Here is a 22,233-nt window from a genome sequence, read left to right as displayed (position 1 = left end):
AGGCCCGGCGATCTCCTCCGTTGGGCGCCTTGTGACGCACGGATATTCTTGGCCATATGGGGTGGTTTTCGGCCGGCTGGCAAGAGCGACCAAAAGGAAGTGACATGAGCACGGAGATAAGTGGCTCGGTACCGGTGATCGTGTGGTTCCGCGATGATCTGCGGCTCGCCGACCACCCGGCGCTCGACGCGGCAGTCACGTCGGGCCAGCCGGTGCTGTGTCTATTCGTGCTCGAAGAGGACACGGAGCGACGGCCGCTCGGCGGCGCCAGCCGTTGGTGGCTCGACAAGAGCCTTGCGTCTCTCGACCGCGATCTCAACCGCCTCGGCGGCCAGCTGATCCTGAGACGCGGCGATCCGCGCCGCATCCTGCCCGAGGTTGCCGCAAGCGTCGGCGCCACCGCCCTGCACTTCAACCGCCGTTATGATCAAGCGGGCAGCGATGTTGATGACACCTTGACCGCCATGCTACGCCAGCGAGGTGTCGCCGTAGTGAGCCACGCGGCGTGGCTGCTGTTCGAGCCGGGCGCGATCCAGACCAAGACGGGCGGCCCCTTCCGCGTCTTCACGCCATTCTGGAGGGCACATCGGCCGCATCTCGCGCCCAAAGCCCAGCTTCGCCGGCGACCGGAGACCATTGCATTCTTCAAGACGGCGGTTGCCTCCGAACCGCTTGCTTCGTTCGACCTCCATCCCACACGGCCCGATTGGTCGGCTGGACTTGCCGAAAGCTGGACGCCGGGCGAGGCCGGCGCCAAGGCGCGGCTTGTCGCTTTCCTTGACGACGGCCTCTCCCGCTATGCCGCGGAGCGCGACGTTCCGGCCGCCGGCGCCTCATCCCGTCTGTCGCCGCATCTGCGCTTCGGCGAGATCGCCGTCGCGCGCGTTGCCCACGAGGTGATGAAGGCACAGGACTCCGGATCGACACCGGTCGAGGCAGCTGAGAAGTTCCTGGCCGAAGTTGGCTGGCGGGAGTTCGCCTGGCATCTGCTGTCCGTGTTCCCGGACCTCGCAACCCGCAACTTCCAAACCGGCTTCGAGCGATTTGCCTGGCAAGAGGACGCCGTAGCCCTGAGCGCCTGGACGACAGGTCATACCGGCTACCCCATCGTTGACGCCGGTATGCGCGAACTCTGGCAAACCGGCTCCATGCACAACCGCGTGCGCATGATCACCGCCTCCTTCCTCGTCAAGCATCTGCTGATCCACTGGCGCCTGGGCGAGCAATGGTTCTGGGACACGCTCGTCGACGCCGACCTTGCCTCCAATCCCTTCGGCTGGCAGTGGGTGGCGGGAACCGGCGCCGATGCCGCGCCCTATTTCCGCGTTTTCAACCCGATCACACAGGGCGAGAAGTTCGACCCTGGCGGCGGCTACGTCCGCCGCTTCGTGCCGGAACTCGCCCAGCTGCCGGATCGTCTCCTGCACCGCCCCTGGGAGGCCCCACCGCTGTTGCGCCCGGACCCTCTCCTCTACCCACCGCCGATCGTCGACCACGACGAAGGGCGAAAACGGGCTCTCGCCGCCTTTGCGGAGCGCCGATAATGCCTCGGGGATCGGGTGCATTTCGTAAGGCTGAGCGGGCGACAAAGCACTCGGCCTGCGCTATAGACGGTGCTCATGTCGATGATCACCACCACTTCCGCGCTCGCCGAGGCCTGCGCTCATCTCGCCCGTTTCGACTTCGTCACCGTCGATACCGAATTTCTCCGGGAAAGCACCTTCTGGCCGAAGCTGTGCGTCGTGCAGCTCGCCAGTCCCGAACAGGTGTTCGTGGTCGATGCGCTGGCGCCCGGCCTCGACCTTGCCCCCTTCTTTGAGCTGATGCGCAATGAGGCGGTGCTGAAGGTCTTCCACGCAGCCCGGCAGGACATCGAGATCGTCTGGCACCTCGGCGGCTTCGTGCCGGTGCCCTTGTTCGACACGCAGGTGGCGGCGATGGTCTGCGGCTTCGGCGATTCCATCTCCTACGACCAGTTGGTGTCGCGGGTGACCGGCGTCGTGCTCGACAAGTCGAACCGCTTCACCGATTGGTCGCGCCGGCCGCTCAGCCAAAGCCAGGTCGACTATGCAGAGGCCGACGTCACCCATCTCCGCGACGTCTATCTCCACCTCCGGGACAATCTCGCGAAAGCCGGCCGCACCGACTGGGTGGCCGAGGAAATGCGGGTGCTTACCTCCGAGGACACCTACCGCACCGACCCCGACGAGGCGTGGCAGCGGCTCAAGATGCGCGTCAAGAAGCCGCGCGAGCTGATCATTCTGAAGGAAGTGGCCGCCTGGCGCGAGCGCGAGGCGCAGGGCCGCGACGTGCCGCGGTCGCGCGTCATCAAGGACGACTGCATCTATGAGGTCGCCACGCAAGCGCCGACCACCGCCGAGGCGCTGGGCCAGCTCCGCACCATCCCGAAGGGCTGGGAGCGCTCGCGCTCAGGCGAGGAAATCCTCGCCGCAGTGCGCCGCGCCCTTGAGACGCCCAAGGAAGACTGGCCGAAGTTGCCGCGTCACCGCCAGATGCCGGAAGGCACCGGCGCCGCCGTCGACCTGATGAAGGTGCTCCTGAAACTGGTGTCGGAAGCCGAGGGCGTTGCCGCCAAGGTGATCGCCACAACCGACGACCTCGAGGACATCGCCGTGTCCGACGAGGCCGACGTGCCGGCCATGCGTGGCTGGCGACGGGAGATGTTCGGCGAACTGGCCCTCAAGCTGAAGCGCGGCCGGCTCGCCATCACCTTCGATGGCAAGAAGATCATCGCCATCGACCGGTAAGCTGTCGACCGGCTTTCCCAGAGAGAAAGGGCACCCCGGTGGGTGCCCTTCGCGCCTTGATTATCCGGCGATGCGGATCACGCCGTCCTTGAGGCCGCCCACCTTGGCGAGCTGAACGACACGCTTCAGAAGCCGATCGCCCGAGAGATCGCCGAGATCGCCGGGAAGGTTGAGAACCAGCCGATCGCCGTCGGTCGACAGCTTGGTGCGCGGCAGCACGTCGGGCATGGACGCTGTGACCAGATAGGCGACGCGCAGCACGGCACCCAGCGTCCGCGCCCGCTCCTTGAGCCGGGTCGAGGCCAGTTCGCGAATGCGCGGCGACACGGCATCATCGATCAGCCCGACATGGCGGTAGAAGACCGCGAGCGCCAGATAGGCCCGGCCGGGGTGATCAATGCCCACGAAGGCGGCGTTGGACAGGATGCCGAGGCTCTGCTCGCCGCGATAGTCAGGATGGGCGCGCCAGCCGATATCGGAGACGAGGCAGGCCGCCGTCCGCAGCCGCCTCTCGTCCTCGGTCTCCTCGATGCCGAGCAGCGAGAAAGCCGCTTCCGACCAGGAGACGAGCTCCTTGGCATGGCGCGGCGAACGCGAGCGGACCCAGTTGAGTTCGGACGCCGCCTCGATAAGCGGGTCCTTGGCGCGCTCCTCGGCGGTGAGACGCTCATAGAGATAGCCTTCGCGCACGCCGAGAGCGGAAATCACCACGTGCGAGGGGCGGATCGCCCGGATCACCTGTTCGAGCACGAGGGCGCCATAGGGCAGCAGCCCCCGGCGGGACCTTGAGACCACGTCGATCTGGTCGATGCTATCGGTATCGCGGCGGGCGACCACCCGGGCGAACTCCAGCGCTTCCTCGGCCGGGATCGCGTAGTTGTGCATGACATGCAGCGGATAGCCCGTCTCGTACATGTGGAGAAGCGCCAGCGAGCGCCAGGTGCCACCCACCGCGAAGAAGGGCAGCCCGGCACAGGGCATCTGCACGATGGCCGGCTCAAGCGCGTCGGCGACGATCTTCTCGGCCTTGCGGATCGAGCCTTCCGAGGCTTCCAGCAGGCGGATGCCGCCGAGCGGATAGGTGCGGCCGTTACCGACCGCGCCGTTCTCGATACGGATGAGCTCCAGGCTGCCGCCGCCGAGATCGCCGACGATGCCTTCCGGCCGGTTCATGCCCGACATGACGCCCAGCGCCGACAGCCGAGCCTCGTCGGAGCCTGACAGCAAATGGACCTCGACGCCGCAGATCTCTTCGACGGCGGCCAGAAACTCGGGGCCGTTGGCCGCGTCGCGAGCGGCGGCGGTAGCCAGGATATAGGTCTCCACCGAGCCGCTCTGCTCGGCCAGGAGCTTGAAGCGGCGGATGGCGGCCAGCGCCTGATCCACCGATTCCTGGTTCATCCGGCCGGTCGCCGCCAGCCCCTTGCCGAGGCCGGCCAGCATCTTTTCGTTGAACAGCATGGTCGGCGCCCGCGAGAGGCGCTCGTAGACGACAAGGCGGACGGAGTTGGAGCCGATGTCGATGACCGATACCGGGCCATGACCGGGCAGACGCCCGGGGGCCTCACATCGACAGGTGCTTTTCGTTCCGTCCGGCAATAGACTTGGGTGCGTCTTTTTCAAGCGAGTGTCCACGTCCCGATAGAGATGGATGGGTCATGAAGTAGCGGTGCGCGTTGAAGGGCTCTTCGCCCGGCTCCGGCACGATGCGTTCGTGGCTACCATCCGGCAACAAACGCCAGCTCTGCTGGTTGTCGCGGAGGTTGGCCACCATGATCTGGTCGACGGCCTGGGCGTGCACGGTCTCCGTTGTCAGGGGCACCAGCACCTCGACGCGGCGGTCGAGGTTGCGCGGCATCATGTCGGCGGACCCGATGTAGACCGTGGCGCGTGGGTTAGGCAATGGCTGGCCGTTGCCGAAGCAGAAAATTCGGCTGTGCTCCAGGAAACGGCCGACGATCGACTTGACGCGGATATTGTCGGAGAAGCCGGGAATCCCCGGTCTGAGGCAGCAGATGCCGCGCACGACCAGATCGATCGACACGCCGGCCTGGCTCGCCTCATAAAGCGCGTCGATGATGTCGGCGTCGACCAGCGAGTTCATCTTCATCCAGATCTGGCCGGGGCGGCCGGCCCGCGCGTGGTCGATCTCCTGGCCGATGCAGTCGATGATGGTCTTCCTCAACGTCAGCGGGCTCATGGCCAGCGCGTTGAGCGACTGCGGCTCGGCATAGCCGGTGATGAAGTTGAAGATGCGCGCCACGTCCTGGGCGATGGTCTTGTTGGCCGTGAAGTAGCTGAGGTCGGTGTAGATCTTGGCGGTGATCGGATGGTAGTTGCCGGTTCCGAGGTGGCAGTAGGACGTGAGCTGCTGCCCTTCACGGCGCACCACCAGCGACATCTTGGCATGGGTCTTCAGCTCGAAGAAGCCGAAGACCACCTGCACGCCGGCGCGTTCGAGATCGCGCGCCCAGCGGATGTTGGCCTCCTCGTCGAAGCGCGCCTTGAGCTCGACCAGCGCCGTCACCGACTTGCCCGCCTCCGCCGCCTCGATCAGCGCGCGGACGATCGGGCTGTCGTTGGAGGTGCGGTAGAGCGTCTGCTTGATGGCGACGACCTCGGGATCGGCCGCCGCCTGCCGCAGGAACTGCACCACCACGTCGAAGGACTCGTAAGGGTGGTGGACGATGAGGTCCTTCTGGCGAATGGCGGCGAAGGCATCGCCGGCATGCTCGCGAATGCGCTCGGGATAGCGGGGCGCGTAGGGCTCGAACTTGAGATCTGGCCGGTCGAGACTGACGAGCTGGCTGAGATCGTTGAGGGCAAGCAGCTCGTCGAGGAGCTGGACCTCGTCAGGCATGCAGCCGACAGCCTCGGTGACCAACTGGCGTAGCGCCACCGGCGTCGAGCGCTCGAACTCGGCGCGGATGACCAGCCCCTTGCGGCGGCGTTTCAGGGCGCTCTCGAACAGGCGAACCAGATCCTCGGCCTCTTCTTCCACTTCAAGGTCGCTGTCGCGCAGGATGCGGAAGCTGCCCTGCCCGCGCACGGTGTAGCCCGGGAACAGGCGGCCGATGAACATCGTCACCACCTGCTCCAGCAGGATGAAGCGCGTCACGCCGGGATGGGCGCCATCGTCGGGCAGGCGAACGAAACGGTCGATCTTGGCGGCCATTCGGATGAGGGCCACCATGCTCTCGTTGCCGCGCACCCTGACGAGATCGAGGACGATCGAGAAACCGAGGTTGGGAATGAAGGGGAAGGGATGCGCCGGGTCGACGGCAAGCGGAGTCAGCACCGGGAAGATGGACGACAGGAAATAGTCCTCGAGCCAGACCTCGTCGCCGCCCTTGAGCTTGTCGGGATCGACGAGGAGGATGCCGGCCTTCTGGATTTCGGTGCGCAGGTCGCGCCAGCGGGCCTGCTGGGCGTCGGCGAGACGGGCCGCAGCCTCGGAGATCACCGCCATCTGCTCGGATGGCGTCAGGCCGTCATCGGATCGGGTGGTGACGCGCTCGCGCACCTGGCCCTTGATGCCGGCGAAACGCACCATGAAGAACTCATCGAGATTGGCAGCCGAGATCGACAGGAAGCGAAGCCGTTCCAGGAGCGGATGGCTGGCGTTCTGCGATTCTTCCAGAACGCGGCGGTTGAAGCCCAGCCAGGAGATTTCACGGTTCACGAACCGCTCGGGCGAGTCCAGGGTCATCGCCGGTAGGGCCTCGGCTTCGGCCTCGATCATCTCGCTCACGGCAGCTTCCGTCTCGCTCATCTCCACGACCTCACGCTCGCGGGGCTGCACCCCGGCTCCGGGCAGACCGACCACCGGCGGTCAGTCTAGCCCACGGTCCTGATCCATGCACCAGCTATGTGACAGTTTGTCTACGGCCTCAGGCGATCTCGATGACGCCTTCGTGACGGCGCAAGTGGAGCTCACGCTTCACCCTCGGGCGCCAGCACCTCGGCGGCGATCGCCTTGGTGATGCGGCGGCCGCGGGCCAGCGATTCCCGGTCGAGCGCCTCGACGAGTTCGCAGGCGGCGGCACAGGACCGCTCCATGCGCAGCAGGATATAGTCGAGCACGCCGGCATCGATGGCAAGCTGACGGTCGGCGAGCAGCTTGATAATCACCTTTTCCAGCAAGGCGTCATCTGGCGGTCCGAGGAAGGCCGGTTGGGCGGCGCGGAGACGCGACAGAAGATCGGGCAGCGTCACGCCCCACACCGAGGGCACGGCGTGGGCGGTGATCAGTACCGAGGCGCCGCGGCCGCGTGCCGCATTGAGCAGATGGAACAGCGCCTTCTCGTCGAGGGCCGGATCGTCGGCATCCTCCACCGCGACGGCGCCGGTACCGACGAGAACCGTAGGGTCGGCGGACGCGAGATCGGCGGCCGCGACGACGGCAGCGCGGCTCTTCGTCGCCCAGATGTTGACGAGATGCGACTTTCCCGAGCCGTTCGGGCCGATCAGCAGCACCACCGAAGCCGGCCAGTCGGGCCAGGCGTCGATGAAGGCGGCCGCCTCGCGATTGCCCTCGCCGACCACGAAGTCCTCGCGGCTCATGGCGGCCTGATGCGGCATGGTGAGCGGCAACTGGCGCGGTCTGGAGCGGCTCATGGCGTTGCGTCCTTGGGTGGAACGACGATCTCGCCTGCCACGGGATGGGTGGGGCTGCAAGGGTCGAGGCTGTAGAAGGCGCTTTCCCGGTATTTTGCGAAGGCGAAGCGGACCAGCACGGCCACCGAAGCGGCGGCCGGCACGGCGACCAGAAGGCCGACGAAGCCGAACAGCGTGCCGAAGGCGAACAGGGCGAACATCAGCCAAACCGGGTGCAGACCGACCGACGATCCGATCAGCTTAGGCTGGAGGATGTTGCCCTCGATGAACTGGCCGGCGGCGAAGATGCCGGCAATGACGGCGATCCACGTCCAGTCCGGCCAGAATTGATAAAGCGCCACGCCGATGGCAAGGCCGCCGCCAACGATCGAGCCCAGGTAGGGAATGAAGCTGATGAGACCGGCGACAAGGCCGATCAGCAGGCCGAAGGACAGACCGGCCAGCGACAGTGACACCGCATAGAAAAGGCCGAGCAAGGCCGACACCGACACCTGCCCGCGCACGAAGTTGGCGACGCCGGCGTTCATCTCCCGCGCCAGAGCCCGGATCGTCTCGCGGTGATGGCGCGGCAGGTTGTCGTCAACGGTTGCGACCATGCGATCCCAGTCGAGCAGCATGTAGAAGGCAACGACCGGCGTGACCACCAGAAGCGAAATGATGGAAATCAGGGTCTGGCCGCCGTTCCACACCGACGACAGCAGCGTGGTCATGATCGCCGAGCCGTTGCTGAAGAGAGCGCCGAGCGAGCCGCGGATGTCAGTCGCCGAGATGCGCAACGCCCGGAACAGGCGCGTTCCCGCCTCGTGGCTCAACCAGCGCTGGGCGGCGTCGAGATAGGCCGGCATGTTGGTGATCAGGCCCTGAAGCTGGCTGCCCAGAACGGGGACGATGATCATCAGCGCCAGCAGCGCCAGGAGGACGAACAGGACGAGGATCAGCGCCGTGGCCAGCGTTCGCGATAGACCGAGGCGTTCCAGACGGTCGGCAACCGGATCGAGCAGATAGGCGAGCGCCATGCCCGCGACAAACGGCAGCAGGATCGAGGAGAAGACATAAAGCAGCAGGCCGAAGGCCAAGGCCGCGCCCGTCCAGAAGAGAACCGTATTCCTGAGCTTCACGCGCCACCCTCACCTTGCATGAATGCAAGCCAGCCCCTGACGTAGGCGGCAGCCGAGACAAGGGTCAAGGCCGCCACGAGCCAGCCCATGATATCCACAAGCGGCTCCAACTGCCATGCCAGGCCGAGCGCACCGAGCAACAGGGCGGCATAGAGGATCTGAGCCGCCGTGTTGGCCTTAGAGATCAAGAGCGGCACGATCGGCACCGGCTTGGAGGCCAGCCAGGAGAGAATGACGCCGCCGACGATCAGCACGTCGCGGCTGACGACAAGCACGGTGAGCCACATCGGCGCATGACCGGTGGCCGCCAACACCACGAAGATGGACACCAGCAACGCCTTGTCGGCCACCGGATCGAGTAGGCGGCCGAGCTCGCTCGCCTGCCCCGGCACGTGACGGGCGATGGCGCCATCGACACCGTCGGAAATGCCGGCAATCACAAAGACGGCGAAGGCCCAGCCGAAATCACCGTCGAGCAGTAGCAGGATCACAGCGGGAACAGCAACCAGGCGGGCCAGCGTAATGAGATTGGGTATGGTCAAGAGCGTCCCCGGCTGAAGATCGTCCCGATCATTTGAGCATCGTCGCTGCGCTTTCCAAGACCGACCTCCGGCCAAGTCTGCGGTTTTCAGGTCATGAGAGGCGGGAAAGGCGCAGTTTGGACTTGTCATTTTGCGCCGTTTCGGCTTCTTGCCGGATATCCAATGAAGCGGAGGCGCGTGGCTCCATGAACGGCAAGAACGGGCTCACCTATCGCGATGCTGGCGTCGACATCGACGCCGGAAACGCTCTCGTCGACCGCATCAAGCCGCTGGTCAAGGCGACGCGGCGAATTGGCGCCGATGCCGATATCGGCGGCTTCGGCGGCCTGTTCGACCTTGCCGCCTGCAAATTCCGCGACCCGGTGCTTGTGGCGGCCAACGACGGCGTCGGCACCAAGCTGGCCGTGGCGATCGAGGCAGGCATCCACGGCTTCGTCGGCATCGACCTCGTGGCGATGAGCGTCAACGACCTGGTGGTCCAGGGCGCCGAGCCGCTGTTCTTCCTCGATTACTTCGCCACCGGCCGTCTTTCGGTCGATACCGCGACCGAAGTGGTGGCCGGCATCGCCGAGGGATGCAAGATGGCCGGCTGCGCGCTGATCGGCGGCGAAACGGCGGAGATGCCCGGCATGTACAAGGACGGCGACTATGACCTCGCCGGCTTTGCCGTCGGCGCCGTGGAGCGCGACGGCGTGCTGCCCCGCAACACCGTGCAGGCGGGCGACGTCATCTTGGGCATCGCGTCCTCCGGCGTTCATTCCAACGGCTTCTCGCTGGTCCGGAAGATCGTCGAGCTGTCCGGCCTCTCCTATGCCGATCCTTCGCCCTTCTCGGCGGACGAGACGCTCGGCGCGGCGCTGACGGTGCCGACCCGCATCTATGTGAAGCCGATCCTCACCGTCCAGAAGGAGACCGGCGCCATCAAGGCGCTGGCCCATATCACCGGCGGCGGCTTCGTCGATAACATTCCGCGCGTCCTGCCGGAGGGGCTGTCGGCGCGCGTCGACCTTTCGGCGGTCAAGGTACCCAAGGTGTTCGGCTGGCTGGCCAAGGTCGGCGGGCTCGATCAGGCGGAGCTGGTTCGCACCTTCAACTGCGGTATCGGCATGATCGCCGTCGTTGCCCCCGAGGATGCCGACCGCGTCGCCACCGCGCTTACAGCGGCCGGAGAGACCGTCGTCCGGTTCGGCGAGATGGTCGCCGACCCCGAGGGACCGCGCACGCTGTTCGAGGGCGCGCTGGCGCTTTGAAAAGAAGGACGAGTGGGACGCGTGATGGGCAAGCTCAAGGTCGGCATTCTGATTTCGGGACGCGGGTCCAACATGGCGGCGCTGGTCGAGGCGGCGCGGGACCCGGCCTTTCCGGCCGAGGTTTGCTGCGTCCTCTCCAACCGGCCTGACGCCAAGGGGCTCGAGTTCGCCCGCGAGCGCGGCATTCCCGCCCTGCTGATCGATCACAAGGCGTATACTTCAAAGGCCGAGTTCGAGGCGGCGGTGACCGAGGCGCTCGTCGCCCACGCCGTTGACTTCGTCTGCCTCGCCGGCTTCATGCGCATCGTCTCGCCCGCCTTCATCGAGCGCTGGCACAACCGGCTGATCAACATCCATCCGTCTCTGCTGCCCTCCTACAAGGGGCTGCATACCCACGAGCGGGCGCTGGCGGACGGCGTCAAGCTGACCGGTTGCACGGTGCATTTCGTGCGAGCCGAGATGGATGTCGGGCCGATCGTCGCCCAAGCGGCGATACCGGTGCTCTCCGGCGACACGCCGGATAGTCTTGCCGCCCGCCTGCTGACGGCCGAGCACCGGCTCTATCCGCTGGCCCTGCGGCTGATCGCCGAAGGCAAGGCAACAGTCAACGGCGAGACCGTGGACATCGCGGCGGATGCCGTCGACGAGACGGCCCGGCTTTTCTCTGCGCGGTAACGGTCAGAACAGATTGCCTTGCGCCGGCGGTTCGTCGTCCGGAGCCGGACCGGTCTGTGTCTCTGAGGGTTCTGCGTCGACGGTCAGCGGTTCGGCGAGCGGCGCGATCAGCGCCTCGTCATCGTTGGCGACGCTGTTGGCCCGCTCGCTGACCGGAACGGCTTCCAGGAGTTCGTCGGCCGCCGGCCGTAGCAGATGGGCGACGTCGCTAGGGCGGCGGTTGCCGCAGTCGAGCCATTCATCCCAATCCCGGGGATCAAGGATGACGGGCATGCGGTCGTGCAGCACGGACATCAACCTGTTGGCCGCGGTAGTGAGGATGGCACCGGTGTCGATCTCGCTGCCGTCAGGGCCTAGCCAGGTTTCGGAGAGGCCGGCAAAGGCCATGGTCGAGCCGTCGCGGGGGCGAATGTAGTAAGGCATCTTGGCCGTTCCCATCCGCCGCCACTCATAGAAGCCGGAGGCGGGAACGAGGCAGCGGCGATGACGCATCGCGTTGCGGAAGGATGGCTTGTCGGCAGCCGTTTCCGAGCGGGCGTTGAACAGCAGCGACTGCGTCTTGGCGTCCTTCGTCCAGGACGGGATGAGTCCCCAACGCACGAGGTGCGCATGCCGGGTTCCGTCGAGGCCGGCATCGACAACCGCGATGGGCTGCGTCGGCGCGATATTGTAGCGGTGCCCCATGTCGAGAAGGCGCTTGTCAAAACCTGGGGGAGGAGGAAACCCGAACAGGTTTTGCATCATCCTGAGAGACTCGATGAGCACAAAGCGACCGCACATATGTCGACCTCGATAACCGACTGTTTTGTGAAGATAACGGTAGCAGTTTCGGCTATAGCGAAACAAATGCCGGCGTAAGGTATTTGGCAACCTTGACCGCTGTATGTTTCAGATAGCGAAATTCTCTTGGCGGGGGAAAAATTGGGGGGCACGGCAGGCACGGACGAGCTCGTGAGACCGGAGACCGATTTCTCTCCGGACCGGCTCGCTGCGGCCAACATCCATCCCGATACATGGCTCGCGACCGACTATCTCAACCATTTCAACGAAGTGGTGATGCTGATCGACATGCTGCCGATGATGCCGGACTGCGCGCCCGACGTGGTCGCCTGGCAGCCCTGCTCTTATGTCGACCATTTCCGCCAGTCCCACTTCAAGGAACGCGACCTCGCCATCGCCGCCTATGAAGCCTCGGATCCGGAGCGTCGGCGGGCCTTCGACGATACCGTCGCCAAGATCGACGCCGCCATGGGCGACTTGCAGCGGATGATCGTCGAGGCGCCGATGGACGCGCTGCCGATCGAGGCGCTGAGCGACCTGTCGGAGATGCGAATCAAGCCGCTGCTCGCCCATGCCATGGGCCTCATCAACGGGTCTCCGGTGGCGTCCATGGTCACCGAGGACACCGGCGACGCCCAGTCGGCCGTCGACGCGCTGTTCGACTGAGCCCATGCCCTCCCGCTCCATCGTCCGTCAGCCGCGTGTCGGCGTCAGCGTCGGCGTCTGGCGCGGCGGCGAGGTGCTGCTGGTGGAGCGCTCCGGCGATCCGTCCGGCGGCCTCTGGAGCTTTCCCGGCGGCCATCTCGAATGGGGCGAGGGCCTTGAGGATGCCGCTCGTCGCGAGGTGTTCGAGGAGACCGGCCTCAGGATCACCATCGCTGGCGTTCCGCTGGTTCATGAAGTGATTCTCACAGGCGGGGATGGCGACACCTTCCGCCATTACGTGCTGATCGTGTTCGCGGCGACGGCAGCCGCCAACGCCGAACCGGTGGCCGCCTCCGATGCGCTCTCTGCCCGCTTCGTCCCTATGAGCGAGCTCGGCGGCCTCAGCCTCACGCCCAAGCTCGCCGAATTCATCGATCGCACCAAGGCCCTCGCCGAGGGGTGAGGCATCCTTGCCCTGTCCGGGCGGACGGTCCACAATGTCGGAAGGTTCGAGGCGACAGGGAGCGTCTTTTGCTGAAGAGTCTGGCCGTGTTCGTGACGCTTGCCTCGGCGACGCCGCTTTTTGCCGCCGACGCGGCCCCACCCTATCAGGCCGATGTGCTTCGCCTGTCTGAAGTGCTCGGTGCGGCCGCCTATCTCGACAGTTTGTGCGGCAGCCCCACCGCCGCCGACTGGCGCGCCAAGATGGCCGCCCTCCTCGACGCCCAGGGCCTCGAGGGGCCGGCGCGCCGTCCCTATGTCGAAGCCTTCAATCGCGGTCAACGAACCTTCTCGATTGCCCACAGAACCTGTACTGCGTCGGCACGCGGCGTGCTCCAGCGCTATTTTGCTGAGGGGGCCCAGCTCTCCGATCGACTCGACCAACGCTTTGGCCGGACCGGCGATTCGCCGCTTCCGCCCGCCCGCTGATGGTTACCAATCCGTTAACCGCAGTTCTTCAAACTCGTTAACGCTCTTTAACGGTTGGCGTTGCGTCTTGGCCGAACGATGATAGTGTGACCTCGTTGATGATGCGGATCGCTGGCGGCCTCTCGTGCTGCAAGCCGATTCCCGAAGGTGCGGATGGGGCCGATGTCGGATATGCGGGACGAGCTGCTGGAGCCGGTCGAGGCGACGGTAAGCGACAATTTCAAGCATCGGGCCATGTCGCACATGGAGCGCGCTTTCGACGATGCCGACGATGACGGCATTCCCGTCGACGCGGTTGCCCATGCCGCCCTCTTTGCCGCCCTGACGACACTCGTCGAGTGTTTCGGCGAGGAAAGCGTTGCCCGGCTGGTTGCCGAGCTTCCGGAGAAGATCTCCTCGGGCGGCTACACGCTGCTGCGCACCCTGCAGTAAGGCGGGACGGGACCGCCGCGCGAGGTCGGGGGAAGACATGCGGATTTCAATCGGAGCGCCTTTGTTCGCAGCGGCGATCACGGCGGGCCTGTTGTTGTACGCCGTCCCGACAGCCTCAGCCTTCGGGCTCCAGTCCTCTCCAGAAACGGACCGCTCGACGGGCGGCAATGGCTTCGGCTTCAGCATTCCCGGCGGTGATGAGCTGGGCGCGCCGCCCGAGGCCGACCCGGCGAACCCTTCGGGCGAGGAGCCGGCCAACGCCATTCCCGAGGTGCATTACGATCTCTCGACGCTGCCGCCGGCCGTGGCCTCCATGCGCGAGAAGATCATTGCCGCCGCCCGGTCGGGCGACGAGACGCAGATGCGGGCGGTGATCGGCCTTTCCAGTCCGCCGCCGGTATTCTCGCCGACCGGCGAGGGCGACCCGATCGACATTCTGAAGGCGGCCTCCGGCGATACCGCCGGGCTCGAGGTGCTGGCCATCCTGCTCGACGTGCTCGACGCTGGATGGGTGGTGAAGGGCGGGGGGACGCCACAAGTCCGCTACATCTGGCCCTATTTCGCCGAGCTGCCGCCCAATGCCCTCGACCGCCGCCAGCTTGTCGAGGCCTATCGCGTGCTGACCGCCGGCGACATGGAGGAAATGCGGGCGGTCGGCTCCTACGAGTTCTATCGCCTCGAAATCGCCGCCGACGGGCGCTGGCTGTTGTTCATGGCCGGCGAATGACCCTGCCTGGGTTGAGGATGCCCAGAGGATCGAATGCAGCCTTCAGCCGCCCCATCAACTCCAGGTCGAGCGGCGGCTTCACCTCGGCCAGCAGGTCGACCTTGAGTCGGCCGATCCCGTGCTCGGCGGCCACCGAGCCGTCATACTTGCGCACCACGCCATGCACGACGGCATTCATCTCGTTCCAGCGGGCGAGGAAGGCCTGACGGTCGCCGCCCACGGGCTGACTGACGTTGAAATGGATGTTGCCGTCGCCCATGTGCCCAAAGGGCACCGGCCGGCAACCGGGAAACGCCGCCTCCACGGCAGCCATCGCCTCTTCGAGAAAAGCGGGCAAGTCGCCGATCGGGACGGACACGTCGTGCTTGATCGACCCACCCTCGTGCTTCTGCACCTCGCTCATGCCGTGGCGAAGGCGCCAGAAATCGTCGATCTGGGTGAACGACTGCGCCACGGCCGCCTCCAGCGCCTCTCCGGCCGCCGTGGCGCCCGTGAGAATGTCGAGAACCGTCGCATCGGCCTCGCTGCCGGACAGGCTCGAACTCACCTCGATCAGCACGTACCAGGGCGCCGGAGCGGTTGGCAGGCGGGCGCCGGGGATATGGCGCAGGGCGAACTCCATGGCGAGGCCCGACATCAGCTCGAAGCCGGTGAGGCCAAAGCCCGCCGCCGCCTGGGCGCGGGCGAACAGGCCGAGCGCCGCCGCCGGCGACCCGACCGACACGAAGGCTGCGGCCACCCCGCGCGGGCGATGGCGGAGCCGGAGCGCGGCGGCCGTGATGATACCCAACGTGCCTTCCGAACCGATAAACAATTGTTTCAGATCATAACCGGCATTGTCTTTGCCCAGCTGTCTGAGGCCGTTCCAGATGCGACCGTCGGCCAGCACCACCTCAAGCCCGAGCACGAGGTTGCGCGCATTGCCATAGGCGAGAACGGCGGTGCCTCCAGCGTTGGTGGCGATGTTGCCGCCGATCTGGCATGAGCCAAGCGAAGCGAGCGTCAGCGGGAACATGCGGTCCGCCGCCTCGGCCGCCGCATGCACGGAGGCCAGTGGCATACCCGCCTCGACGATCATGCTGTTCCCCAGCGGGTCGATCGACCGCACCTTGTCAAGCCGTTCCAGCGACACGACAATTTCGTGTTGTCCGGGGATGGGGACTTGCCCGCCGACAAGGCCGGTATTGCCCCCCTGAGGCACGATAGCCGTCCTCGTCTCGTGGGCGAGGCGCAGGATCGCAGCGACTTCGGCCGTATTGGCCGGCCGCAGGACGAGCGGCGTTTCACCCCTGTAGAGGTCGCGCCACTCCACAAGGTAGCGTGCCTTGTCGGCCTCCTCCACGAGTGCGTGGCCGGGGCCGACCAGGGCGGCGAAGCGAGAGAGAAGATCGGACGTCGACGAGCTTTTCATGCGGCGGAACCTACAGCCCTCACCCCCTGCCGTCGAGGGCCGGCGGCGGTCACGAAGGGGGTGTCCGACGCGCCGCTCCGCGACTTGCTATTGTCATAATGCTTGTGTCATACGAGCACGACATCCGAATTTGATTAGGCGGGGTTACAAAATGGCAGGTGCTGTGGGGCTGATGGCGGGCAAGCGTGGCCTGATCATGGGATTGGCCAACAACCGTTCCATCGCCTGGGGAATTGCCAAGTCGCTCCACGCCGCCGGAGCCGAGATCGCGTTGACCTATCAGGGAGATGCGCTGAGGAAGCGTGTCGAACCGCTAGCCGCCGAGCTCGGCGCGCTGGTGGTGGGCCATTGCGACGTGGCCGAGGCCGACACCATCGACGCCGTCTTCGCGACGCTTGCCGAGAAATGGGGTAAGATCGACTTCCTGGTGCATGCCATCGGCTTCTCGGACAAGGACGAACTGACCGGCCGCTACGTCGACACCACCGAAGGCAATTTCCAGAAGACCATGCTGATCTCGGTCTATTCCTTCACGGCCGTCGCCCGGCGCGCCGAGAAGCTGATGACCGACGGCGGCTCGATGCTGACGCTGACCTATTACGGCGCCGAGAAGGTCATGCCCAACTACAACGTGATGGGCGTCGCCAAGGCGGCGCTGGAAGCGTCGGTCAAGTATCTCGCCGTCGACCTCGGCCCGCAGAACATCCGCGTCAACGCCCTTTCGGCCGGTCCGATCAAGACGCTGGCTGCCTCGGGCATCGGTGACTTCCGCTACATCCTGAAGTGGAACGAGTATAACGCGCCGCTGCGCCGTACCGTCACCATCGAAGAGGTGGGTGACAGCTCGCTCTATCTCCTGTCCGATCTCAGCCGCGCCGTCACCGGCGAGGTGCTGCATGTCGACAGCGGCTATCACACCGTCGGCATGAAGGCGGTGGACGCGCCGGACATTTCGGTCGTCAAGGACTGAGCAGGCCGAACTCAGATCAAAGAGGCCGGGCCGAAAGCCCGGCCTTTTGGCGTTCGGGGGCCGCCACCTTGACAAGTCGGACCGCTGCTCCTAGATGACCGCCCTGGGTGAGGGACCCCTGCCGCCCGCCGGCGCAAGCCATGGTGAAGTTCCCGTCGATCGCTTCCGTTACACGGCATCGAGACCTCTCGGCAATGCGGGCACCCTGCTTACGGTCATGTCCGATGCCATACGGAGAACGGTCATGTCGTCCCCACTCCCGACGCTCGACGAGCTGAAAGCCCAAGCTCGCCGTCTCAGAAGCTCGCTTGCCGAAGCCGGCAGCGAGATCAGCCATTCGAAGTCGCTGGAACTGATCGCCAAGCAACATGGCTTTGCCGACTGGAACACGCTCTATGCCAAGGCCGGCAACGAGCCGCCGCGCCGTGCCTGGAACCCGGGCGACCGGGTGAAGGGAACCTATCTCGGCAAGGCTTTCGAGGGCACCGTGCTGGCGCTGAAGGCGGCCACCTCGGTTCCGGGCTACTACACCATCACCGTCGATTTCGACGAGCCGGTGGATGTGGTCGACTTCGAGAGCTTCTCGGCGTTCCGCAAGCGCGTCACTGCCACCATCGACGAGGAAGGCATCAGCCCGTCCAAGACGTCGAACGGCCGCCCGCACATGGTGCTGACCGGCTGACGACAGCCTGTTCCAGGGTTCGTTCGACGTGTCGAACGAACCCTGGATTCAGGCAAGCAACGCTTTGGTTGCCGCCGCGACGTCGGCCTGCCGCATCAGACTCTCGCCGATCAGGAAGGTGCGGGCGCCGACGCGCGCGAGGCGCGCAAGGTCGGCCGGCGTGAACAGGCCGGACTCGGCGACCAGAATGCGGTCGGCCGGCACGTTCTTCGCCAGCTCTTCCGTCGTTTCGAGCCGCGTTTCAAAGGTGCGGAGGTTGCGGTTGTTGATGCCGAGAAGCGGCGACCGCAGCTTCAGCGCCCGCTCCAGCTCGGCGGCATCATGCACCTCGAGGAGCACGTCCATGCCGAGCTCGAAGGCGGTGTCCTCGAGACGTTTCGCCGTGTCGTCATCGACCGAGGCGAGAATGATCAGGATGCAGTCGGCGCCCCAGGCGCGCGCCTCGTAGACCTGATAGGGCGTAAACAGGAAATCCTTGCGGAGCGCGGGCAGCGCCGTCGCGGCGCGTGCGGCCTTGAGATAATCCGGATGCCCTTGAAAGGACGGCGCGTCGGTCAGCACCGACAGGCAGGCCGCCCCACCCTCCTCATAGGCACGCGCCAAGGCCGGCGGATCGAAATCCGGCCGGATGAGCCCCTTGGACGGGCTGGCCTTCTTGATCTCGGCGATCAGCGCGTAGCGCCCCTCGGCATGCTTCTTCTGGATGGCGGCCCGGAAGCCGCGCGGCGGGGCCTGATCGGCGGCCATCGCCCTGATCTCGGCAGGCGGAATCGCGGCCTCGGCAGCAGCGATCTCCTGGCGCTTGTAGGCCTCGATGCGGGCGAGAATGTCGGCCACTGGCATGTCCTCAGGCGTTGGAACGGGCGATCAGTCGGTCGAGAGCGGTGCGAGCGCGACCGCTGTCGATGGCATCGGCGGCCAGCGTCACGCCGTCTTTCAGCGTCGGCACCCGCTCGGCGATCATCAGGGCGGCGGCGACGTTGAGCAACACCGTGTCACGGTAGGCGCCGGTCACGCCGTCGAGCAAGGCGCGGAGCGCCTGGGCGTTGTCCTCGGCCGAACCGCCGCGCACCGCTTCCGGCGAGTGGTGCGGCAGGCCGGCGTCATCCGGAGTAACCTCGAAGCTGCGCACCGCGCCGTTCTTCAGTTCCGCCACATAGGTCGGACCGGACAGCGTCATCTCGTCGAGGCCGTCGGAGCCGTGCACCACCCACACCGCTTCGGATCCAAGGGCAGCCAGCGTTTCGGCCACCGGCAGCAGCCATTGGCGCGCAAAGACGCCGACCAACTGCCGCCGCACGCCGGCCGGGTTGGACAGCGGGCCGAGGATGTTGAAGATGGTGCGCGTGCCGAGTTCGACGCGGCTCGGACCGACATGCTTCATCGCCGAGTGATGCACCGGCGCGAACATGAAGCCGACCCCCGCCTGGCGAATGCACGCTGAGATGACCTTCGGTTCGATGTCGACCTTCACGCCGAGCGCCATCAGCACGTCGGCGGCACCCGATTTCGACGACAGAGCCCGATTGCCATGCTTGGCGACCGAGAGACCGGCACCGGCCGCCACCAGGGCCGAGGCGGTGGAGATGTTGAGGCTGCCGGAGGCGTCCCCGCCGGTGCCGACGATGTCGACCGCGTCAGCGGGCGCCTCCACCGTCAGCATGCGCGAACGCATGGACGACACGGCACCGGCGATTTCCTCGACCGTTTCCCCGCGCACCCGGAGCGCCATCAGAAAGCCGCCGATCTGCGACGGCGTCGCCTCGCCGGTCATCATGATGTCGAAGGCCGCCGTCGCCTCCTCCCGGCTCAGGCTGGCTCCGGAGGCTACCTTGGCGATCAAGGTCTTGAAATCGGCCATCGCTACCCCCGTTGTGCGATCTCCAGCGGATTGCCACGCATCGCCGGACGGTTCCGAAAACCTCAGCCCACGCCCGATCCCCCAGGCGTGGACTGCGGAACTCTGGCCCGAAGGCCAGAGAATCCACCTCAGTTGGCGTTGCTGGTACCGACCGCCGCGTTGAACAGCGACTGGTTGACGGTGGTGCCCAGTTCCTCCTGTGCCGCAGCGATATACTGGGCATAAAGGTCCTGCCCCATGTCGGCCGCAGCCCGATCGGCGATGACGACCGCATCGCCCGCACCTTCCGGCATCGGCGGGTTGACCACCTCGGCGACCGTGAGCACGATGCGCGTGCCATCCAACCCCGGAATGGCGGCGACATGTCCCTTGGGGCCGGCGAAAGCCGCATTCACGCCATCAACGCCCAAACCGGCGTCGCCAGCCTTGCGCGTCACGCCCGACGCCGTCTCCACTTCCACCAACGCCGTCTTGGCAAGGTCGTCGATCGACGTGCCGGCCTTCAGCGCCTTCGCCATCTCCTCGGCCTTGGCCGTCAGGCGAACCTGCGCCTCGGCGTCGGTCCAGGCGATGATCGCCTTATCCTTCACTTCGTCGAGCGGGCGCTCGCGGCCCGGCGTCACCTTGGCGACGTTGTACCAGATGAAGCCATGGTTGACCGACAGCGGCTCGTTCTCGCCGCCCTCGTCGGCGGCGAAAGCGGCCTTGAGAAGCTCCGCCTGCTCGGGCAGGCCCGCCACCGGCTGATCGTCGGCGCCATTGCCCTCGGGATCCACCTCGGCGGTGACGAGCTTCAAACGGAAGCGGTTCGCCACCTCCTGCAAGGTCGCGCCGCCGGCCAGGGCGTCTTCGATCTCATCGTGGGTTTCCAGCACGGAACGTTCGGCGGCCTTGGTGGCGATCGCCTTGCGGATGTCGGGCGCCACCTCGGCCAGCGTCTTGGTGTGGGCCGGCTGGATCTCGGTGACACGCAGCAAGACGGTGCCGAAGGAGGAGGTCACCGGCTGGCTCGGGACGTTGAGCGCGAGACCGAAAGCCGCCTCGGCGACGGCCTGATCGGCCATCTTGTCGCGGGTGAGCAGACCGAGATCCACATCCTCCGGCTTGGCGCCAGCGTCGGTGATGAGCTGGTCGAAGCTCGTGCCCGCCTTGAGTTTTTCGGCCGCGGCGGCCGCCTCTTCCGGCTTCGCGTAGAACAGCTGCTGGATGCGGCGCATCTCGGGGGCGCCATATTGGGCCTTGGTCCGCTCGTATTCGCGCGAAACCTCCTCGTCGGTGACCGCCGAGGGATCGGCGATGGCATCCGGGGTCAGGGCAAACACCTCGATGGTGCGGAACTCCGGCGCCCGGAAGCTGGCCTTGTTCTCGTCGTACCACTTGGCGAGCACGTCGTCGGCCGGCTTGCCGATCGGTTCCACCTGGGCACGGGCCAGGGTGAGGTAGCGGATGTCACGCGCCTCGTTGTCGTGCCGATAGATGGCGCCGACGAGGGCCTTCGGGGCAGCCACGCCGCCAACGAGACCCGACGTCAACTGCCACTGCAGCTCCGAGGTACGGCGCTGGGCGATGAACATCGCTTCGTTGAGGCCGGACTGACCGAGGAGCTGGGTGAAGTAGTCTCGATTGAAGCTCTGCGCTCCCGGCGGCCTCAACTGCGGATCGTTGGCGATGCCTTGGGCGAGACGGTCTTCGGAGACGCCCAGCCCCGTTGCGGCGGCCATGTCCGCCACGGTCGCCTCGGCCATCAACGAGCTGAGGATGCCCTGCGGCAGGCCGATGGCGCGGGCCATGTCGGGCGTCATCGCCTGCCCGAGCTGACGGGCGAGCGTCTGCGACTGACGCTGATAGGCGAGCTGGAATTCGCCGAGCGTGATCTTGGTGTTTCCCACCGTGGCGAGCGTATCGGTATGCGAAGCCCCGAGCCGGGAGCCGACGCCCCAGCCGATGAAGGACAGCGTCAAAAGGCCCAGAAAGAGTTTCGCGGGCAGTGTGTTCGCCCCGCGGCGCATTGAATCAAGCATTATGTCGTCCGTCTCGGGGGCGCGCGCGCCCGTCCATCCCAGTCACGCCACCGGTCTCGCAGGGACCGCTTCGGCGCGCGGGATCATAGGGGCGCCGGCTCCGTGCCGCAAGCGCCGGTTTTGCCTGATAAAGCGCCGGATTCCGGCCTCGATCAATGCTTGGCCATGATCTTGTCGAGCACGCCGAGCATCAGCGCCGACACCACGAAGGTGATGTGCATGATCACCTGCCACATGATCTGGTTGTCCGTGTATTGGCTGGCGTTCAGGAAGACCTGCAGCAGATGGATGGAGGAGATGGCAACGATCGAGGAGGCGACCTTGATCTTCAGGCTGCCGCTGTCGAGTTTTCCGAGCCAATGAAGTTCGGCGTCGTGATCATCGAAGCGACCGACGAAGTTTTCGTAGGAAGCGATCATCACCATGACGAGCAGGCTCGCGACAAGCGCTGCATCGATGAGGCCAAGCATGGCGAGAATCATCTCTGCGTCGTCATAGACGAAGACGCTGCCGATGACCTTCCAGAGCTTGACGCCGAAGGACAGACCGTAGACGGCAAGCGCCACGGAAAGACCGATGAGAAAGACGACGAGAATCCAGCGGCTTCCCAGAATGATACGCTCAACGACCGTCTCCAGTGCCTTCATAGTCAATAGCCCTTGCTAGCGTTTTGCACCCGCCGGATATAAATGCGCTTGCGGGTTTTCGCCTACAAGATCATCTTCCAGGCCGCTCCGAGGAGAGTCACGCCGGGCCCGGTTCGGGATGATCCACGCCCACGCAACGCATATCGAAGGAACGAGA

At 65.8% G+C, this 22,233-nt stretch carries 22 protein-coding genes; 11 read left to right on the top strand and 11 right to left on the bottom strand.

What is annotated here, in order from left to right; genetic code table 11:
* Positions 1–104: 104 nt before the first annotated feature.
* Positions 105–1,544 (top strand): cryptochrome/photolyase family protein, encoded by a 1,440-nt coding sequence (locus tag CXZ10_RS11750; RefSeq protein WP_101289484.1) that lies wholly within the window; start codon positions 105–107, stop codon positions 1,542–1,544.
* A gap of 75 nt (positions 1,545–1,619) precedes the next feature.
* A complete protein-coding gene (gene rnd, locus CXZ10_RS11745) occupies positions 1,620–2,768 on the top strand; it encodes a ribonuclease D (protein ID WP_101289482.1) in 1,149 nt (382 codons plus the stop codon).
* A gap of 60 nt (positions 2,769–2,828) precedes the next feature.
* Here rnd and CXZ10_RS11740 read toward each other — a convergent pair whose 3' ends face one another.
* The 5 genes from CXZ10_RS11740 to CXZ10_RS11720 all read right to left on the bottom strand — a co-directional run bounded on the left by CXZ10_RS11740 (position 2,829) and on the right by CXZ10_RS11720 (position 9,045).
* Positions 2,829–4,391, bottom strand: a complete 1,563-nt coding sequence (locus tag CXZ10_RS11740; protein WP_280178918.1) for a Ppx/GppA family phosphatase — start codon at positions 4,389–4,391, stop codon at positions 2,829–2,831.
* Positions 4,333–6,540: an RNA degradosome polyphosphate kinase gene (locus CXZ10_RS11735; protein WP_101289788.1), complete on the bottom strand. Its 2,208-nt coding sequence runs from the start codon at positions 6,538–6,540 to the stop codon at positions 4,333–4,335. Before CXZ10_RS11735 ends, CXZ10_RS11740 begins: the two co-directional genes overlap by 59 nt.
* A 161-nt stretch (positions 6,541–6,701) precedes the next feature.
* The gene (locus CXZ10_RS11730; RefSeq protein ID WP_101289478.1) at positions 6,702–7,385 is read right to left on the bottom strand and encodes an HdaA/DnaA family protein; all 684 of its coding nucleotides are present in this window, start codon (positions 7,383–7,385) and stop codon (positions 6,702–6,704) included.
* A complete protein-coding gene (locus CXZ10_RS11725; protein ID WP_101289476.1) occupies positions 7,382–8,503 on the bottom strand; it encodes an AI-2E family transporter in 1,122 nt (373 codons plus the stop codon). Before CXZ10_RS11725 ends, CXZ10_RS11730 begins: the two co-directional genes overlap by 4 nt.
* Positions 8,500–9,045: a CDP-alcohol phosphatidyltransferase family protein gene (locus tag CXZ10_RS11720; protein ID WP_101289474.1), complete on the bottom strand. Its 546-nt coding sequence runs from the start codon at positions 9,043–9,045 to the stop codon at positions 8,500–8,502. Before CXZ10_RS11720 ends, CXZ10_RS11725 begins: the two co-directional genes overlap by 4 nt.
* A gap of 185 nt (positions 9,046–9,230) precedes the next feature.
* On the opposite strand from CXZ10_RS11720, the gene purM reads away from it, so the two are divergent.
* Both purM and purN read left to right on the top strand, forming a co-directional pair.
* The gene (gene purM / locus CXZ10_RS11715) at positions 9,231–10,295 is read left to right on the top strand and encodes a phosphoribosylformylglycinamidine cyclo-ligase (RefSeq protein ID WP_101289471.1); all 1,065 of its coding nucleotides are present in this window, start codon (positions 9,231–9,233) and stop codon (positions 10,293–10,295) included.
* Between the two features lie 24 nt (positions 10,296–10,319).
* Positions 10,320–10,970, top strand: coding sequence for a phosphoribosylglycinamide formyltransferase (gene purN / locus CXZ10_RS11710; RefSeq protein WP_101289469.1), 651 nt, complete (start codon positions 10,320–10,322; stop codon positions 10,968–10,970).
* A 3-nt stretch (positions 10,971–10,973) separates the two neighbouring features.
* On the opposite strand, the gene CXZ10_RS11705 is transcribed toward purN, so the two are convergent.
* Entirely contained in the window at positions 10,974–11,750 is a 777-nt protein-coding gene (locus CXZ10_RS11705; protein ID WP_101289466.1) for an SOS response-associated peptidase, read from the bottom strand.
* A gap of 171 nt (positions 11,751–11,921) precedes the next feature.
* Here CXZ10_RS11705 and CXZ10_RS11700 point away from each other — a divergent pair, with 171 nt between their 5' ends.
* From CXZ10_RS11700 to CXZ10_RS11680, 5 genes are all read left to right on the top strand, one after another.
* Positions 11,922–12,416: a hypothetical protein gene (locus CXZ10_RS11700; protein WP_180335967.1), complete on the top strand. Its 495-nt coding sequence runs from the start codon at positions 11,922–11,924 to the stop codon at positions 12,414–12,416.
* A 4-nt stretch (positions 12,417–12,420) separates the two neighbouring features.
* Positions 12,421–12,858 (top strand): NUDIX hydrolase, encoded by a 438-nt coding sequence (locus CXZ10_RS11695; protein ID WP_180335966.1) that lies wholly within the window; start codon positions 12,421–12,423, stop codon positions 12,856–12,858.
* 68 nt (positions 12,859–12,926) lie between these two features.
* Positions 12,927–13,325: a TIGR02301 family protein gene (locus CXZ10_RS11690; protein ID WP_180335965.1), complete on the top strand. Its 399-nt coding sequence runs from the start codon at positions 12,927–12,929 to the stop codon at positions 13,323–13,325.
* Between the two features lie 162 nt (positions 13,326–13,487).
* Positions 13,488–13,757, top strand: a complete 270-nt coding sequence (locus tag CXZ10_RS11685) for a hypothetical protein (RefSeq protein ID WP_244617143.1) — start codon at positions 13,488–13,490, stop codon at positions 13,755–13,757.
* 91 nt (positions 13,758–13,848) lie between these two features.
* Entirely contained in the window at positions 13,849–14,484 is a 636-nt protein-coding gene (locus CXZ10_RS11680) for a hypothetical protein (protein WP_143741522.1), read from the top strand.
* Here CXZ10_RS11680 and CXZ10_RS11675 read toward each other — a convergent pair.
* The gene (locus CXZ10_RS11675; protein ID WP_101289457.1) at positions 14,468–15,895 is read right to left on the bottom strand and encodes an FAD-binding oxidoreductase; all 1,428 of its coding nucleotides are present in this window, start codon (positions 15,893–15,895) and stop codon (positions 14,468–14,470) included. The two genes, CXZ10_RS11680 and CXZ10_RS11675, sit on opposite strands and share 17 nt — an antisense overlap.
* A gap of 151 nt (positions 15,896–16,046) precedes the next feature.
* On the opposite strand from CXZ10_RS11675, the gene fabI reads away from it, so the two are divergent.
* Together fabI and CXZ10_RS11665 are read left to right on the top strand one after the other, a co-directional pair.
* Complete coding sequence (fabI, locus tag CXZ10_RS11670) at positions 16,047–16,865, top strand: enoyl-ACP reductase FabI (protein WP_101289455.1); 819 nt, start codon at positions 16,047–16,049, stop codon at positions 16,863–16,865.
* Between the two features lie 244 nt (positions 16,866–17,109).
* Complete coding sequence (locus tag CXZ10_RS11665) at positions 17,110–17,547, top strand: glyoxalase superfamily protein (protein WP_101289453.1); 438 nt, start codon at positions 17,110–17,112, stop codon at positions 17,545–17,547.
* Between the two features lie 48 nt (positions 17,548–17,595).
* On the opposite strand, the gene trpC is transcribed toward CXZ10_RS11665, so the two are convergent.
* From trpC to CXZ10_RS11645, 4 genes are all read right to left on the bottom strand, one after another.
* Positions 17,596–18,390, bottom strand: coding sequence for an indole-3-glycerol phosphate synthase TrpC (gene trpC / locus CXZ10_RS11660; RefSeq protein WP_101289451.1), 795 nt, complete (start codon positions 18,388–18,390; stop codon positions 17,596–17,598).
* A 4-nt stretch (positions 18,391–18,394) separates the two neighbouring features.
* Positions 18,395–19,408 (bottom strand): anthranilate phosphoribosyltransferase, encoded by a 1,014-nt coding sequence (gene trpD, locus CXZ10_RS11655; RefSeq protein ID WP_101289449.1) that lies wholly within the window; start codon positions 19,406–19,408, stop codon positions 18,395–18,397.
* A 128-nt stretch (positions 19,409–19,536) separates the two neighbouring features.
* The gene (locus tag CXZ10_RS11650) at positions 19,537–21,429 is read right to left on the bottom strand and encodes a peptidylprolyl isomerase (protein WP_101289447.1); all 1,893 of its coding nucleotides are present in this window, start codon (positions 21,427–21,429) and stop codon (positions 19,537–19,539) included.
* A 152-nt stretch (positions 21,430–21,581) separates the two neighbouring features.
* Positions 21,582–22,076, bottom strand: coding sequence for a TIGR00645 family protein (locus CXZ10_RS11645; protein WP_101289445.1), 495 nt, complete (start codon positions 22,074–22,076; stop codon positions 21,582–21,584).
* Between the last annotated feature and the right edge of the window lie 157 nt (positions 22,077–22,233).

This window comes from Pleomorphomonas diazotrophica (genome assembly GCF_002844595.1).
GTDB lineage: Bacteria > Pseudomonadota > Alphaproteobacteria > Rhizobiales > Pleomorphomonadaceae > Pleomorphomonas > Pleomorphomonas diazotrophica.
Note: the sequence above shows the minus strand (reverse complement) of the source record. Positions and strands in the feature narration are given on the sequence as shown.

Coding starts and splice junctions, on each gene's coding strand:
- CXZ10_RS11750 (WP_101289484.1), top strand. CDS start 105: ATGAGCACGGAGATAAGTGGCTCGGTACCGGTGATCGTGTGGTTCCGC.
- rnd (WP_101289482.1), top strand. CDS start 1,620: ATGTCGATGATCACCACCACTTCCGCGCTCGCCGAGGCCTGCGCTCAT.
- CXZ10_RS11735 (WP_101289788.1), bottom strand. CDS start 6,540: ATGAGCGAGACGGAAGCTGCCGTGAGCGAGATGATCGAGGCCGAAGCC.
- CXZ10_RS11730 (WP_101289478.1), bottom strand. CDS start 7,385: ATGAGCCGCTCCAGACCGCGCCAGTTGCCGCTCACCATGCCGCATCAG.
- purM (WP_101289471.1), top strand. CDS start 9,231: ATGAACGGCAAGAACGGGCTCACCTATCGCGATGCTGGCGTCGACATC.
- purN (WP_101289469.1), top strand. CDS start 10,320: ATGGGCAAGCTCAAGGTCGGCATTCTGATTTCGGGACGCGGGTCCAAC.
- CXZ10_RS11705 (WP_101289466.1), bottom strand. CDS start 11,750: ATGTGCGGTCGCTTTGTGCTCATCGAGTCTCTCAGGATGATGCAAAAC.
- CXZ10_RS11695 (WP_180335966.1), top strand. CDS start 12,421: ATGCCCTCCCGCTCCATCGTCCGTCAGCCGCGTGTCGGCGTCAGCGTC.
- CXZ10_RS11685 (WP_244617143.1), top strand. CDS start 13,488: ATGTCGGATATGCGGGACGAGCTGCTGGAGCCGGTCGAGGCGACGGTA.
- CXZ10_RS11675 (WP_101289457.1), bottom strand. CDS start 15,895: ATGAAAAGCTCGTCGACGTCCGATCTTCTCTCTCGCTTCGCCGCCCTG.
- fabI (WP_101289455.1), top strand. CDS start 16,047: ATGGCAGGTGCTGTGGGGCTGATGGCGGGCAAGCGTGGCCTGATCATG.
- CXZ10_RS11665 (WP_101289453.1), top strand. CDS start 17,110: ATGTCGTCCCCACTCCCGACGCTCGACGAGCTGAAAGCCCAAGCTCGC.
- trpC (WP_101289451.1), bottom strand. CDS start 18,390: ATGCCAGTGGCCGACATTCTCGCCCGCATCGAGGCCTACAAGCGCCAG.
- trpD (WP_101289449.1), bottom strand. CDS start 19,408: ATGGCCGATTTCAAGACCTTGATCGCCAAGGTAGCCTCCGGAGCCAGC.
- CXZ10_RS11650 (WP_101289447.1), bottom strand. CDS start 21,429: ATGCTTGATTCAATGCGCCGCGGGGCGAACACACTGCCCGCGAAACTC.
- CXZ10_RS11645 (WP_101289445.1), bottom strand. CDS start 22,076: ATGAAGGCACTGGAGACGGTCGTTGAGCGTATCATTCTGGGAAGCCGC.